The organism is Candidatus Spongiisocius sp., from assembly GCF_965221825.1.
Lineage (GTDB): Bacteria > Actinomycetota > Acidimicrobiia > Spongiisociales > Spongiisociaceae > Spongiisocius.
In genome coordinates this window covers 2646250-2660874 of record NZ_OZ244917.1, presented here as the reverse complement: position 1 = coordinate 2660874, position 14625 = coordinate 2646250, and the positions used below count along the sequence as shown (strand labels likewise).

Here is a 14625-nt window from a genome sequence, read left to right as displayed (position 1 = left end):
GGGAATGACGACCGCAACTCTCCGAGTCGCTGCTCTGGTAGTTCTCCAAGCGCGGTGCCACGCGTCCCTCATTCCGACGCTCATTACGAAACCCCCGTCATCTCTGTTGCGTCTGGAGCGGTGTCGTGACTGAGCGCAACTCGTCAACACGGGCTGGGGTGTCGATGGTCATACGTTGAGTTGCCCTCGTTCGACGAGCGCGTTTCGGAGGTTCCGGTATTCGACGGTGGCTTGTAGGGCTTGGGCTGAGGCGATGAGTTGTGATGCTTGTTCTGTGGCGTGTTCGCGGTCCCAGTCGTTTCCTTGGCCTCGTATCAGTTCGTCGAGGATCGCTAGGCCGGTCCGGGTCGGTGCCGATGATGCGATTCTGTTTGCCACACCGTAGGTCCAGCTGGTTCGGCCGCCGCTGGCCTTCACCGTCTGTAGGGTCATCTGTTCCCACACTTGAGTGTCGATGGTCTTGATTTCTGAGTACCAGCCGAATCCCAGGAGGGCATCTGACGCGGCTGTCGCCTCCAAGGCGGATTGCCAGAACTTGACAGCGAGGGTGATCTGGTGTGGTTCAGCAGCATCGTGGCTGAGCATCCTGCCCAGTTGTTCGCCAGCGTCGGACATGAGCCTGGCCGTTCGAGCAAAGCGGATGGTCTCGTCGATGGTGTAGCCGGGCAGTTCCCACAGCATGGCTTGCATTAGGTGGGATAGGGCTCTCTTAACGTTGTTCTGGGCTGCGGCGCGGATCTGTTGTTGACAGTGCTCAAGTAGCCAGGGGTCTGCTGTTCCCCATTTGAGTGCTTGGTTGACGGTGACCTGTCCGAGTCCTTCAGCCGCGTCCGCGCCGAGGAGCAAAGCAAGGTTGGCATTGAACCAGTCCTCGGCTACGTGGCGTAGGAGCTTCAGCCTGGTGGCTAATACAGATCGGTGTTCGGCTCCGTCTAGGCCGGTCAGTTGTAGGCTCGCGTCGAGGATCCGCATGGCTTCTGGGCGCGCCTGTGTGGAAGCCTTCTGCTCGTTGTAGGCGAGGAGAAGTGCTGCGTCGAGTGCTTGTGTGCAGGACCGGTTGATGGCTCGTTCGTGAGGGTCGAGTCGAGTGTTAGTGGCGTCGGGCCGTGGCGGGCAGTTGGTGGCTTCGGCTTCGAGGATGGCCCAGACCTCGTCGCTTCGGCCGTCGAAGTCGTGACCTGATCCGGCTAGTACGCGTATCAGCCAGATCCCAGCCGTCTCAGCGTTGCGCCAATCGTTGTGTTCGTAGGGCAGTGTGGCTGGCCAGGGGTGGCATCTGATGAGTTGAATGGTGTCTAGGAGCGCGCCTACGGGTAGGTCGTGCTCGGGTGCGAGGTCTGCGGCCGTGTGGAGGTAGCGGCCGATGTATAGGGGTTCTCGCAGCGCTCTGACGATCCGGATAGGGACCGACAGCCATCTGGCAGGGTCCCGTTTCACGGCATCCGCCAGAATTGAGGCGAGTCGCAATGACCGGTCGGGCCAGTCACCGGGGGCCGGTCGCCACTCGGCGATTCTGCGTGCGGCCTGCTCGGGTTCGGCGGCGTTCAGTTCTTGGGTGCTGAGCGGGCTCGGTATCTCCGTGACTATGGGGCTCTTCTGCTCTAGGCGTTCTCTTATGTGCTTGTCCGGTATGAGAAGCTCTGCTGGCGATGCCCATCCGCCAGCGCACTGGGATGGGAGCAGCAGAGCCCATTCAGCGGATCGGAACCAGTCGGGAGGGATGTTGTGCTCTCTGAGTGCCCGTCCTACTTCGGTGATGGCGGGAGCTTCCCCGAGGGCTGCGATCCACGGGCCGGTGTAGTCGGCTGGTTCGCTGTCACCCACGGCACAATCGACGAGGGCAAGATCGTCGCCTGTGGGAGACCTGGACGAGATAGCGTGGGAGACCTCATCAACCAGGACGCGAGGGTTGACGCCCGGGACCCGGGTCAGGATCCAGGCCCGCATCCTTCCCGAAAGACCATCAGGCATCAGCCCTACCAGCGCCATGAGATCGCTGAGCGGTACCCATTCCAATGACTTTGTGACCGTCTCGATCAAACATGCCAACAAGGAGGGAACTCTCTCATATCGGTGGGTGCTGTCCGAGTCAGCGATCGAGCCTGAAGCGTCGTGCTGCAAGGACCAGAGGTCGAAGTCGTCTGGAGGGACTGAGCGGATCTTGTAACAGAGCAACTGGATTCGCCGCTCAGCGTTCTCCTCAGTGGCGCCTTCTGATAGGCGCTGGAGCAGTCCCCATGGGGCCACGGCCTGGGACCAGCTACCTGGGTTGAGGATCACATCCGCGAAGTCCGCTACCCGCTGATCCGAGGCGGGAAGCTGCCGAGCGGAGCGGATTCCCCAGTGCAGAATGGTTCGATGCTGTTGGTGGGCGCGCACAATGGTGAGCATCAAACCAACAGCAGCTTCCCCCGCCGTGGCAGCCGCTCTCGCAACGTGGGCGGACCGTGTCGGGTCGTGCTCATGTTGGCGATACATGTCTTCAAGCCAGACACATATTTCCTGGGGGTGGCTGACCGCCAAACGCTCCATAGCAGTATCGACCCACCAGCCAGTGGGGCTGTCCGGCGGATCCAGATGGCCGGTCTCGCTCAGCAGCCCCAGCCACGCCGGACTCACCACCTCTTCCACGAACCGTCGCAGATGTTGCGGGCTCGCTACCAACTCGACCACCCTGTTGAGGTCATCCGCGGTCGGGGACTCAAGCCGGGCAAGCTCATCCAACTCGGGAAACCTGATATCAGCAGGCAAGAAGAGCAGCCGCAGGGTCGCCAAACACTCAGACCACAGCCCCTCGGCGTCGACTTCACCATCTGGGCTGTGGACGATGTCGTTGAGCCGAACACACAACTCCTGATAGGCATCAACCGGCGACACACGAGCAGAGATCGGCGCAGCACCTGTAAGGTCGGCCATCACATCGTTCAGCCGTCGCCGCCGAAGGCCCTCCTCGCGGTGAAACCGCTCCAAGTCATCGACCCGGGCCTGCAAGGCACCCAGCAAACGATCCCTCTCAGAATCAGAGTCTTCCGCCCGCCGATACTCCCTGCCAGCGGCCACAACACCGCGGGAGATCTCCTTCCATCTCCCAGCATCCCCCAAGCGGGCAGCCGCCAGCACCGCCGTCATCGCCTCACGTAGGCAATAGACGACCGTCTGGCCCAAGCGGGGACCCGACCGAGACACCCCACACAGCAGGACATAGGCTGTTCCCAGGAACTCAACAGCACGGCTGCCATCCTCGCCGAACTCGTCGACAAGACGGCCCACCACTGCATCATCCATAGGCTCCAGATGCACGGAATCACACCCCAAGCGTCAAAGGTCGGGTATTCGCGACCACCGCCGACCAGGGACGAATGGTAGGGGTGACACGAGCCTGTCACCGACCAGCCCACCCCCCGCCGTCGCCGACGGCGAATCCTGCTGTGATGTGTCCTGACACTCCGCTTTGTGCTCATCTCATGCTGCTGGGTGGGTCGACGGCCCCCCAGTCAGGTAGCAGTGCCGCTACCGCCTTCTCCAACCGGCCGGCAAACGTCTGTGTCGAAGCCTGTTTCCGCTTCCCGGGCTGCCGCAGCGACACGACGGTGGGTCCGAGCCGAAGGGCCGTGGGGTTCTTCTACAAACCGTAAGCGCCATGACGAAGCTGGGGTGGCTGCCCTCGTCACCCGTGGCCGATGCATGGACTGCCAGAAGGAAACGGACGATGCCGAGTTGGAGATGGAGCCCAACCTAGACTCGCCTACGCAGCGAGAGTCGCCGGTTCAAGTCCGGCCACCCGCACGGTACAAGACCAGGAGAATGGAGACTCACGGGTGTTTGCACGGATGAAGGAACGGCGTCTTGCCAAGGCGGCAGCCGAGGCGAAGGCAGCAGCCGAGAGAGAACACGCTGAGGCGTTGGGAGAGTGGAAGGACACCATAGAAGGCATCGAACAGGCGCTCGACGCTGCGAAACACTACACCGAGCTTTGGGACGAATCGCAAGCGCCGATTATCCCCAAGAAGAACGAGGAACTCCTGTATGTAGTGAACGGAGCGGAACTGGTAGAGATCAAGTCCCGCAAGATAAACTACGGTTCTACCTCCCACGGGATGTCCATCCGAATCGCGAAGGGTGTGACCTACCGCCCGAGCGTCTCGCGAGGCAGCATGCAGGCGTCGGAGGAAGTCCCAACTGTCCTCGACGAAGGCACTTTCGTTATTACCAACCAGAGGGCCGTGTTCTCTGGCACCAAGACAAACCGGACCTGGCTGTGGGCGAAGCTCATTTCGGTAAACACAGAGGTCCATCAGGGTCACGTGCTGGTGTTCCTGCCCGTCGAGAACCGGATGAAGACCTCGGGCGTCCACCTGGGCACTGGACAGGCACTAGATGTCGGGCTGACCCGCATCAACCTCGGCATCGCGTTGGCTACCGGCCGGTACGACGATCATGTCGCTCAGATCGAAGCAGACTTGAGAGACGTGCAGGCCGACCGGCCTGCACCACCCCCAGACAGTACATACCTCCCGGCATCGTCCTGAAACTCAACGGCAGGGTCCAGCGAGGCGCTGACAGAGACGCCGGGAGCGGAAACCGCCTGTCTGGCGAGAGACCCTTCGGCCGGCCCGCGCTCACGTGCGTGGGGTGACCGCCTACCTGGCTTCTGGTGGTTGTGGTAGAGCGTGAGTGGGTGCTCAACCGTTGCGATCGTGACGTGAAGCTGGTCCGGCCGTATAGGCGGTCCCTTCCTGGATGCTAGGCAGATAGTCACGGACAATCGCCGGGTACATAGGAGGCCAGAGCCTTTATTACGCCACTGATGCCGGTCACATCGAATCTGGCCCACCCCTCCTCGTAGATTGCCTGCTCATTGCCATTCCCATCTGTCCAAGTCGCCCTCGCCCAACGGAGGGTCACGTATAACTCGGTGGCGTCCTCTCTAGGCTCGAAGTCCCAAAGCCCCAACAAAGAGTCGACGTGGGCCACTGCTGTTGTCGAGACAGGTTCAGATTGAGTATCAAACCGATACTCGACTGACACGAGCGACCTGACATCTTCGTTCAAGTCCCAGGGATGCAGCAGATAAGCATTGGATCCCATATCGCCGGGTCCGCATTGAAGCCACAGGCTGGGCTGCGATTCAGAGCTTGAGGAGAATGTGGCCTCGGTTCCGTACGCCACGGCACCGGACTCCTCGGACGTGTCGTATCGCCAATTGCCAATATCCTCACCCAACAGGATTGATATCGTCGTTGTCGTAGTCGGAGCAACCGTCGTTGTCGTTGTCGTGGTGGGCGCAACGGTGTCCGTTGTCACAGTAATGGCATCTATCGGCTGTACGAACTCTCCTTGCGCGTCTTCTTCACTCAACACTGATCCGGATGTGGTGCTAGTCGGGTAGTCGATCTCATCCTCGAGTTCCGACACCCGATACAGCAGGTACACACACAACGCTGCCAACAGCAAGACGGTGGCTACCGCACCGGTGAGAACTCCTCGGTAGCTAGCCACGGCCCATTCCAATCGACGTTCGATGCCTCGTATGCCAGGTTACCTGTCGATCTCGTGGCGAGGAGTTGGTCATCTTGGGCTCGGCATTCCCAAGCTATCTCTTCGAGACTGTCCTTGCTGTGTTCCTCATCGACCACACAACCATGGCCAGCCCATCATCGCCGTCTCCGACACGGAATACTGCTGCGACGGGATGATCACCCTCGGCGTCGAACAACTCGACAACTACCGGCACCACGCCTACGGGACTACCGACTGGGTAACCAACTACGCAGGGCGCAACCCGGTCGAAGGCGTCAACGGCATGATCAAGGCGACGGGAGCTTCGCCCCACGATCCCGCCGCGTCTTCGGTCTCGCCGCCCGCACCCTCGCCGTTCTCATGGGAGCGGTTATGCACAACCTGACGCAAACCCGACAAGTCCACGCCTTGCGAGCAACCAACAACCCCACCACGGAAACGGCCAACCACGCTCGAACACCACACCAACATCCGCATCAGCCCCACGCCCGACCAGCCATCCAAACCACCCCAGCACGCGAACAGCCCGCTGTGGCGTGGGCCCGGCAGGACTCGAACCTGCAACCAACGGATTATGAGTCCGCTGCTCTGACCGATTGAGCTACGGGCCCTGTGGGGGGAGGATAATCCGGGCGGGTGACTGACCCGGCGGGGGTTAGGGGCGGTAGAAGCGGCCTGGTACTCGGGCTATGGCCACGTCGCAGGGGACGGTTCCCATGAGGGCTTCGGCGTTGCTGCCCAGGAGGACCATGTTGGAGTTGCCGGCGCCGCGGCTGGAGGCGACCACCAGGTCGGCGTTGCTGATGCGGGCGAACTCGGCCACGGTCTGGGGCGGGGGGCCGTCCAGGACCACCGGGGTGACCAGGCCTCCCCAGCCGGCCACGAACTTCTGCATGCGCTCCTCCAGCAGGGAGAGCCGCTCCCGGCGCAGCACACCGAGCGTTTCGGGGGCGACCCCGGCATCCGAGAGCATCGTCTCGTCGTCGGTCGGCAGCGACGCCACGGCCGTCACCGTGTCGGAGCCCGTAGCCAGAAGGAGGGCCAGATCGACGGCGGAGGCACTGGATTCGGAGAGATCCACGGCCGCGATCGCCCGGCGGTAGGGGGAACGCAGCAACCTCCTCACGCTGAGCACCGAGGTATGCAGCTTGCGGGCCAGCCTGGTGGCGCGGGGGCCGATCCTCGTATTGTCGACCGACGAGGTGCCGGTGATCACCAACCCGGCTTGACGGGACAGCTTGGCCAGCTCGTTGGCCATGATGCCCGACCGGACCACCAGATCCACCCGGCAACGGGCGCGGGCGTTGATCCATGTCAGCAGGTCTTCCGCCTGGCTCTGGCGGTAGAGGTGGATCCGCTCCAGCATCTCGTCCGGTAGCGGGACATCGGGCGGCTCCGCGATGTGGACCAGCTTGAGCTCGGCCTGGTGGGCCTCCGCAAGGATCCGAGCTCGATCGGCCACGCGGCGGGACATCGGGGACAGATCGACCGCAGCCAGCACCTGCTTCATGTCAGCTTCTTGTCAGCCCGTGGAACCAGCACGGGCAGGTACCTTAGCCACGCCCGGACGGGCTCGTCCCGTCACGGGCCATGATCGGGCGAGTGCGCGAAAAAAGGGCGATTTTCCCGCCGTCAGACCCCTAGCCGGAGTTGCTCGAACCGCCCGCTTCGCCCGGCAGGGCCGAGTCCGGCTGGGAACGTACCCAGATGGTGCGCTGGGGGAACGGGATCTCGATCTCCGCATCGTCGAGAGCGAACTTGAGGCGCTTCCGCAGCTCCCGGGCCGTGCCGAACTGCTCGCCGGGCTCGGTCCTGACCATCAGGCGGAGGGCGATCGAGTTGTCCCCGAATGCCTGTACACCCGCCATGGTCGGCTCCTGGGTGATCGTGAAGGAATCGAGTTGCTCGCGCCACAACCCGTCCGCCACCTCCTTGATGACATTCATCGCCATGGAGATATCGGTGTCGTAGGCGACCTCGACATCGATGACGGCCTGGCCCCAGTCCTGGGTGAGGTTGGCCACCCGGGCGATCTGCCCGTTGGGGATATGCCACAGCGTCCCGCTGATGTCGCGCACCTGGGTGGTACGGAGCTTGACCTCTTCCACGACGCCGACCGTGTCGCCGACATCCACCACATCCCCGACGCCGTACTGGTCCTCCAGCAGCATGAACACTCCGGACAGGAAGTCCCTGACCAGGCTCTGGGCGCCGAAGCCGACCGCTACACCGACGATGCCGGCGCCGGCGATCAGCGGGCCCAGGTTCACATCGAACTCCCCCAGTGACATCATCACGGCCAGGCCGTAGATGACTATCGAGGAGATCGACCGGAGCACCGAACCGAGTGTTCTCGTCCGCTGGCCGCTCCGCTCCTGTTGGTCCACCATCCGGCGGGCCCTCTCAAGCGCGGCCTCCCCCAGTCCCGGCCCGTCGTCATCCGCCTCGATGGTGCCTGAGAGGGCCTCCGCTACCTCGGATCGCCTCGACAGCCACCCTTCCACAAGCCTGTCCAGCCACCGGCGCGCGATCCGGTTGATGATCCAGGCCAGGAACAGGATGATCAGCACCTTGACCGGGCGGGCCGCCAGATCCGCGAAGCGGGCGGCTTCGGTGCTACCTGTCAGGTCATAGAAGAGACCGCACACGGACCCCGGATCCACACCGCAGGCGTCCGCAACGGATTGAGCGATCAGGTAGGAAGACATTGGGCGCCACCGTTCCGATTTGAAGAAACTCTTTCGGGGCCGGATCGGTACCGGCCCGGAGGGCAGGTTAGCCCCTGCTAGGGGCGTGTTCACGCTATGCGCGTTCGTTTGTTGTCGCGGGTCCCCGTGGTTGGTCTGTGGGGTGGCGGTGGGATATGGCGCCGCCAGCGGCGTCTATGGCAAGGACATGCGGACGAAGGCGTACCCGCAGGGTACGTTGAGGAGGCAGGACGCAGCCAGAGGCGTTGCTGGAGGTCCATAGCACGCCGACCGCAACACAGACCGACCACGATCAAGCTGGCACAATCTCCGTATGGCGCGGAACGAGGCATGAGGTTCACGGATCGGGAGCACGCCGGTCGCGTGCTGGCCGGAGAACTCGACCATCTCGCCGGCCGGCCGATCGTGATCCTGGGCCTGCCCAGGGGCGGGGTCCCGGTCGGCTTCGAGATCGCCCGGGCCCTCGCCGCGCCCCTGGAGGTGCTGCTGGTCCGCAAGCTGGGAGTCCCGTTCCAGCCGGAACTGGCCATGGGCGCCATCGGGGAGGGCGGCGTACGGGTCCTGGACGAACAACGTATCGAGAGGCTCGGGATCCGGCCGGCGGCCGTCGACCGGGTGGAGCAGCGGGAGCGCCGGGAACTGGCCCGACAGGCGGAGCGCTTCCGCGGCGATGCCCGTCCCGCGGATCTGGAGGGCAAGACCGCGGTGATCGTCGACGACGGCATCGCCACGGGCGCCACCGCCCGGGCCGCCTGCCTGATCACCCGCCACCTCGGAGCCGGGCGGGTCGTGGTGGCGGCGCCGGTCGCTCCCCGCGACGCATCGGCGGTCTTCGCTGAAGTGGCTGACGAGCTGGTGGTGGCCCACACGCCGCGGCGGTTCGCCGCCATCGGCATGTTCTATCGCGACTTCAGCCCCACCCCGGACCGTTCGGTGGTCGAGCTGCTGGAACGCGCCCGGGAGTGGATGCCCGGCCACGAGCCGGAGTGTTGAGCGTCCGGTCGACCCTGCTGAACATCATTGCCAGGCCGGAGGACGGAGGCCGATCTACCCGGATGTCCTCAACCACCCTCATAAGCTCGGGCCGTGAACAAGCCTTCGCCTGTAGAGTATTGAGATGACACTTCCCGATACTCCCCTCCTGGACACCATCCGGGGGCCCGCCGACCTCCGATCCCTCGGTTTCGAGGAACTCGAGAAGCTGGCCACCGAGATCCGCCACCTCATCGTGGCCACGGTCACCCGCAACGGCGGCCACCTGGGGTCGAACCTGGGGATAGTCGAGCTCACCCTGGCCCTGCACCGCGTCTACCGGTCCCCCCACGACGCCATCCTGTTCGACACCGGGCACCAGGCCTACCCCCACAAGCTGCTGACCGGGCGACGCCGCCAGTTCGCCACCCTCAGGCTTCCCGATGGAATGTCCGGCTATCCCAGCCGGGCCGAGTCGGAACACGACTGGATCGAGAACAGCCACGCCTCTACCGCCCTCTCCTACTCCCACGGGCTGGCCGCCGCCTTCCGGGCCGAGGGTGATGATCGGCAGGTGGTGGCGGTCGTGGGCGACGGCTCGCTGACCGGGGGCATGGCGCTCGAAGGGCTCAACAACATCGGGCATTCCGACGCCGACGTCACCATCATCCTCAACGACAACGGTCGCTCCTACGCACCCACCATCTCGAAGCTCTCGGAGAGCCTCATCAAGCTACGGACCACCAACGTCTACGAGCGCGGCCAGGGCGTCGCCCGCTCGATCGCCGAGTCGATCCCTTGGGTGGCGGACCTGGTGAGCCGTGGGATCGACGCCACCGAGGTGGCCATCCGCCACATGGTGGAACCTCCCCAGATCTTCGAGCAGCTGGGCATCCGCTACTTCGGTCCGTTCAACGGCCACGATCTGCCCGAGCTCGAGCGGATCCTCCAGAACGTCCGGGCGATGAGCGGGCCCACGGTCGTGCACGTGATCACCCAGAAGGGCCGCGGCTACGCCCCCGCCGAGAACGACCCCATCAAGGCGATGCATGACCTCTCCTCCATCAAGGAGGGGAGCTACACGTCCGCCTTCGCCGACCATCTCCTGACGCTCGCCGGCCGCCATCCCGATCTGGTGGCGATCACCGCCGCCATGCCCGACTCGACCGGCGTGCTGCCGTTCCAGAACCGGTTCCCCGACCGGGTCTTCGACGTCGGCATCGCGGAGCAGCACGCGGTGGCGATGGCCACGGGCATGGCCATGGGAGGCCTCCGCCCGGTGGTGGCCATCTACTCCACCTTCCTCACTAGGGCCCTCGACCAGATAAACCTCGATACCGCCCTCCACGGCTGCCCGGTCATCTTCTGCCTCGACCGGGCCGGCATCACCGGCGACGACGGGGCCTCCCACCACGGCATCCTCGATTTGGTCCTGCTGTCCAAGATCCCCGGCATGACCATCTTCGCCCCCTCCTCGTACGAGGAACTCCCCGTGATGCTCGACACCGCGCTGGAGATAACCACCGGGCCGTCCGCCATCCGGTGGCCCAAGACCGCGCCACTCCGGGCATCGATCGGCGAGGTGGGGTCCGGATTGTCGGCACGCCGGGTCCGCGAAGGGTCCGCCGTCTGCCTAATCGGGGTCGGCAAGATGCTGGAAGCCGTCTGCGAAGCGGCCGACCTCCTGGAACTCGAAGGGGTCAGCTGCACGGTGTGGGACCCGAGAGTGGTAAAGCCGCTCGATCCGGTGATGATCAGCGACGCTGCCCGGCACGGATTGGTGGTCACCGCCGAGGACGGGCTGCGCGCCGGTGGGATCGGGCAGGCGATCCGTGACCAGGTGGATGGCGCCGGGTCAGCCAGGGTGGTGACGGTCGGCCTCCCGACCGCACACCTTCCTCATGGTAAGATTGAGGAACTTCTCGCCCGTTACCGGATGGACGCTTCTGGGATCGTTTCGGCGGTCAAGGAGCATCTACAAGCCGCGGTGCTATAGCCAGGGGTCCCGGCAGGTGGGGAACGATGCCAAGCAAAAGCGAGAACGGAAAGGGGTACCTACTGTGACTCGAAGATTAGTACCTTTGTTGGTGGTGGTTGCGCTGGTCGCTATTTCATGCGGATCCGACGATTCTGCCTCCACAACGGCGGCCCAGCAGACGACTACGGCGGCAACCGAGGCCCCCACGACCACTGAGGCGGAGGAAGTAACCGTTTCACCTCTGCAGGGCGGCACGCTGGCCGAGATCCAGGCCCGCGGTAGCCTGCGATGCGGTGTGTCAACCGCCGCCATCGGCTTCGCCGAGCCCCAGGACGACGGTTCCTACACCGGATTCGACGCCGACTACTGCCGCGCTCTTGCCGCAGCCGTGCTAGGCGATGCGAATGCGGTCGAGTTCGTGGGCACCACCGCCGCCGAGCGCTTCAACGTGCTCGCCGCCGGCGAGGTCGACGTGCTGTTCCGTAACACCACCTGGACCCAGAGCCGGGACACGGAGATCGGCGGTGACTTCGGGCCCACCACGTTCTACGACGGCCAGCAGATCATGGGCAAGGCCGACTTCGGCTTCACCGATGCCTCGACCCTGGTGGACGTGGACGGCGCCAGGCTCTGCACCAACGCCGGTACTACCACCGAGAAGAACATCACCGAGGGCGCCCGCGTGGTCGGCGCCGAGATCGAGCTGGTCACGGTGGAGAACTTCCCGGAGGCCATGGATCTCTTCCGGGCGGGTTCCTGTGACCTGGTGACCACCGACGGATCGGCCCTGTTCGGCCATCGCTACGCCGCCGTCCAGAACGGCGAGATCGCCGAAGGAGACTGGATCATCTTCCCGACCACCCCGATCTCCAAGGAGCCCCTTGGCCCGATGTACCGGCAGAACGACAGCCAGTGGGCTGACGTGGTGAACTGGTTGGTGTACATCCTGATCATCGCCGACGAGAAGGGAGTCACCTCCGCGAACATCGACGAGATGGTGGCGAACCCGCCTGATCCCGAAGCGGGTCGCTTCCTCGGCGTGGGCGACGATGAGCTGCAGACCAAGATGGGCCTTGCGGCCGACGCATACGCCCAGGCCATCCGGCAGGTCGGCAACTACGACGAGATCTACGCCAACAACCTGCACCCGCTCGGGTTCTCCAGAGCCGGGTCTGCCAACGCCCGCTGGACCGAGGGCGGTCTCGTCTACGCACCACCGGCCCGGTAGAAACCAAGTCGATCCGATAGAAGGAGGGGGCGCCGGTCAGGCGCCCCCTCCTCGCGTTGTGGTTGTAGTGGCCAGTGGCCGGTTGCCAGTGGCCAGTTGCGACCTACAGACGATCGAGTCTTCTTATGCCCTTAGGTCCGTCGGCTTGTCAGTTCTCCCCGAGGTACAACATCCACTGACCACTGACCACTGACCACTGACCACTGACCACTGACCACTGACTCTGGAACAACCCTTCTGGTGGTCTGCCAGCCACGCCACACCGCCATTCCACAGACAGACGCGATAGTGGTCTGTCTGCGAAACAACCAGGCGTGCTCTGGCGGCCATCAGCGTCCCTCGCTACGTTCCGCCTCCTCAACGGACCGCTGCGGGTACGCCTTCGTCAGCGGGCCTTGCGAGGAACACCGCTGCCGACGCCATACCACACCGCCATTCCACAGACAGACGCGATAGTGGTCTGTCTGCGAAACAACCAGGCGTGCTCTGGCGGCCATCAGCGTCCCTCGCTACGTTCCGCCTCCTCAACGGACCGCTGCGGGTACGCCTTCGTCAGCGGGCCTTGCGAGGAACACCGCTGCCGACGCCATACCACACCGCCATTCCACAGACAGACCACTTGGTTGTTGGTATGGTCATGAAGGCCGGCTAGAACGGAAGGTCAATTGGTCACGCCCACCGAGCGATCCTCTCAGACCCGCGTTCCCATTTGGCGCAACGTGGTCGCCATCAAGTGGGCCACCCAGCTCGGCATCCTCTTAACCATCCTCTGGCTCGGCTATGTCGTCATAACCCAGGCCACCACCAATCTTCGGGCTACCGGCATCCCGTTCTCATGGGACTTCCTCGGCGAGCCTCTGGGCGTCAAACTCGGCGAGGGGTTCAACACCGATCCCGAGTCGGGCCTGGAGGCGCTGGCGGTGGGAATGGTCAACATGCTGCGGGTCACATGGAGCGGTGTCATAGCTGCCACCATCCTCGGCACGGTCATCGGGATTTCGAGGCTGTCGTCCAACTGGATCGTCTCGAGGATCGCCAACGCCTACATCGAGTTCTTCCGCAACATCCCGCTCCTCGTCCAGATCCTCTTCTGGCAGGCGCTGATCGTCGGGCTCCTGCCGGATCTGACCCCCGAGATGGAGGGGTCGGGGTGGCTGTTCACCAGCCCAAAGGGCATCGCCATCCCCTGGTTCACGCCCCTGGCCGGCCGATGGCAGTACACCGTGGTGTTGATCGTCGGCGTCGTGGCGGCGCGCTGGGTGTACCGGCGCCGGCTCGCGCTCCAGGAGAGAGAGGGGCACGAGACCCACGCCTTCGCCTGGTCGGTCGGCACCTTCGCCGTCTTCCTGGTGGGAGGCTGGTTCGCCCATCCCGCCGCCGGAGTGCTGGGATGGCTGTTCACCGCTCTCGCTTGGGTGTCCGGGGTTGTGCCGGTGATCGGACTCCAGTTGGTGCTGGCCGCCCTGGCCGTCGCGTTGGCGGCCCGCTACATCGTGCGCTATCTGAGGCGGCTCCGGTCGCCCGCCGGGATGGCCAAACTCTCCGATGACGACTACTTCCGCCTGGCCGTGGCGGCCGTCGTGGGACTCGGGGCGATGCTGTTCTTCGTATCGGGGGCCGGGCAGGCAACCCTCTCCAGTGTCCTGGGACGGTCGCTCTGGTACCAGATGAACTGGGGGTTCGAGCCGCTCTTCGACTTCCTGGCGTCAAGGTTCGACTTCTCCGGAGGTGCCCCGCTGCGGTTCACGCTTCCCGAGGTGGTGGTGCCCACCAGATTTCCTCAGTACTCCCATGAGGTCGGTAAGGCACTCACACCGGGCTTCCTGGCGGTCTGGTTGGGAGTCACGCTCTACACGGCGGCCTTCATCGCCGAGATCGTACGGGCCGGGATCATGGCCGTGCCGCGCGGTCAGGGGGAGGCCGCGGCGGCGGTCGGTCTGCGCCGGGGCCAGGTGCTGCGCCTGGTCGTGCTGCCCCAGGCCTTCCGGATCATCCTTCCCCCGCTCGGTTCCCAGTATCTGAACCTGGCCAAGAACACCTCCCTGGGCATCGCCGTGGCCTTCGCCGACATCGTCCAGGTCGGCCAGACGATCTTCAACCAGGAAGGCCAGGCGCTGGCGGTGTTCATCTTCTGGATGGGCTTCTACTCGCTCGTGAGCCTCATCCTGTCGGGCATCGTGAACTACTACAACCGCAAGATGGCACTGGTGGAGCGCTGA

Annotated in this window: 10 protein-coding genes and 1 tRNA gene; 6 read left to right on the top strand and 5 right to left on the bottom strand. The window is 64.3% G+C overall.

Annotated elements, in window-relative coordinates; translation table 11 throughout:
- Positions 1-168: 168 nt before the first annotated feature.
- Positions 169-2040 (bottom strand): hypothetical protein, encoded by a 1872-nt coding sequence (locus tag ACOQPD_RS12375; protein WP_420612262.1) that lies wholly within the window; start codon positions 2038-2040, stop codon positions 169-171.
- 1790 nt (positions 2041-3830) lie between these two features.
- Here ACOQPD_RS12375 and ACOQPD_RS12370 point away from each other — a divergent pair.
- The gene (locus ACOQPD_RS12370; RefSeq protein ID WP_420612261.1) at positions 3831-4529 is read left to right on the top strand and encodes a hypothetical protein; all 699 of its coding nucleotides are present in this window, start codon (positions 3831-3833) and stop codon (positions 4527-4529) included.
- Positions 4530-4755: 226 nt separating this feature from the next.
- Here the strand turns inward: ACOQPD_RS12370 and ACOQPD_RS12365 are convergent, their stop codons facing one another.
- Positions 4756-5499: a hypothetical protein gene (locus ACOQPD_RS12365; protein WP_420612260.1), complete on the bottom strand. Its 744-nt coding sequence runs from the start codon at positions 5497-5499 to the stop codon at positions 4756-4758.
- Positions 5500-5692: 193 nt separating this feature from the next.
- Between ACOQPD_RS12365 and ACOQPD_RS12360 the strand changes: the two genes are divergently transcribed.
- Entirely contained in the window at positions 5693-5905 is a 213-nt protein-coding gene (locus ACOQPD_RS12360; RefSeq protein ID WP_420612259.1) for a hypothetical protein, read from the top strand.
- A gap of 152 nt (positions 5906-6057) precedes the next feature.
- Here the strand turns inward: ACOQPD_RS12360 and ACOQPD_RS12355 are convergent.
- From ACOQPD_RS12355 to ACOQPD_RS12345, 3 genes are all read right to left on the bottom strand, one after another.
- Positions 6058-6131: transfer RNA gene (locus ACOQPD_RS12355), tRNA-Ile, on the bottom strand.
- 44 nt (positions 6132-6175) lie between these two features.
- The gene (locus ACOQPD_RS12350) at positions 6176-7030 is read right to left on the bottom strand and encodes a universal stress protein (protein ID WP_420612258.1); all 855 of its coding nucleotides are present in this window, start codon (positions 7028-7030) and stop codon (positions 6176-6178) included.
- 130 nt (positions 7031-7160) lie between these two features.
- Positions 7161-8228 carry a mechanosensitive ion channel family protein gene (locus ACOQPD_RS12345; RefSeq protein WP_420612257.1) on the bottom strand — a complete coding sequence of 356 codons (1068 nt, stop codon included), beginning with the start codon at positions 8226-8228 and terminating at the stop codon, positions 7161-7163.
- Positions 8229-8558: 330 nt separating this feature from the next.
- Here ACOQPD_RS12345 and ACOQPD_RS12340 point away from each other — a divergent pair, with 330 nt between their 5' ends.
- The 4 genes from ACOQPD_RS12340 to ACOQPD_RS12325 all read left to right on the top strand — a co-directional run bounded on the left by ACOQPD_RS12340 (position 8559) and on the right by ACOQPD_RS12325 (position 14625).
- The gene (locus ACOQPD_RS12340; protein ID WP_420612256.1) at positions 8559-9221 is read left to right on the top strand and encodes a phosphoribosyltransferase; all 663 of its coding nucleotides are present in this window, start codon (positions 8559-8561) and stop codon (positions 9219-9221) included.
- A gap of 124 nt (positions 9222-9345) precedes the next feature.
- A complete protein-coding gene (gene dxs, locus ACOQPD_RS12335; RefSeq protein ID WP_420612255.1) occupies positions 9346-11196 on the top strand; it encodes a 1-deoxy-D-xylulose-5-phosphate synthase in 1851 nt (616 codons plus the stop codon).
- Between the two features lie 91 nt (positions 11197-11287).
- The gene (locus ACOQPD_RS12330; protein WP_420612254.1) at positions 11288-12406 is read left to right on the top strand and encodes an amino acid ABC transporter substrate-binding protein; all 1119 of its coding nucleotides are present in this window, start codon (positions 11288-11290) and stop codon (positions 12404-12406) included.
- Positions 12407-13071: 665 nt separating this feature from the next.
- Positions 13072-14625 carry an ABC transporter permease subunit gene (locus ACOQPD_RS12325; RefSeq protein ID WP_420612253.1) on the top strand — a complete coding sequence of 518 codons (1554 nt, stop codon included), beginning with the start codon at positions 13072-13074 and terminating at the stop codon, positions 14623-14625.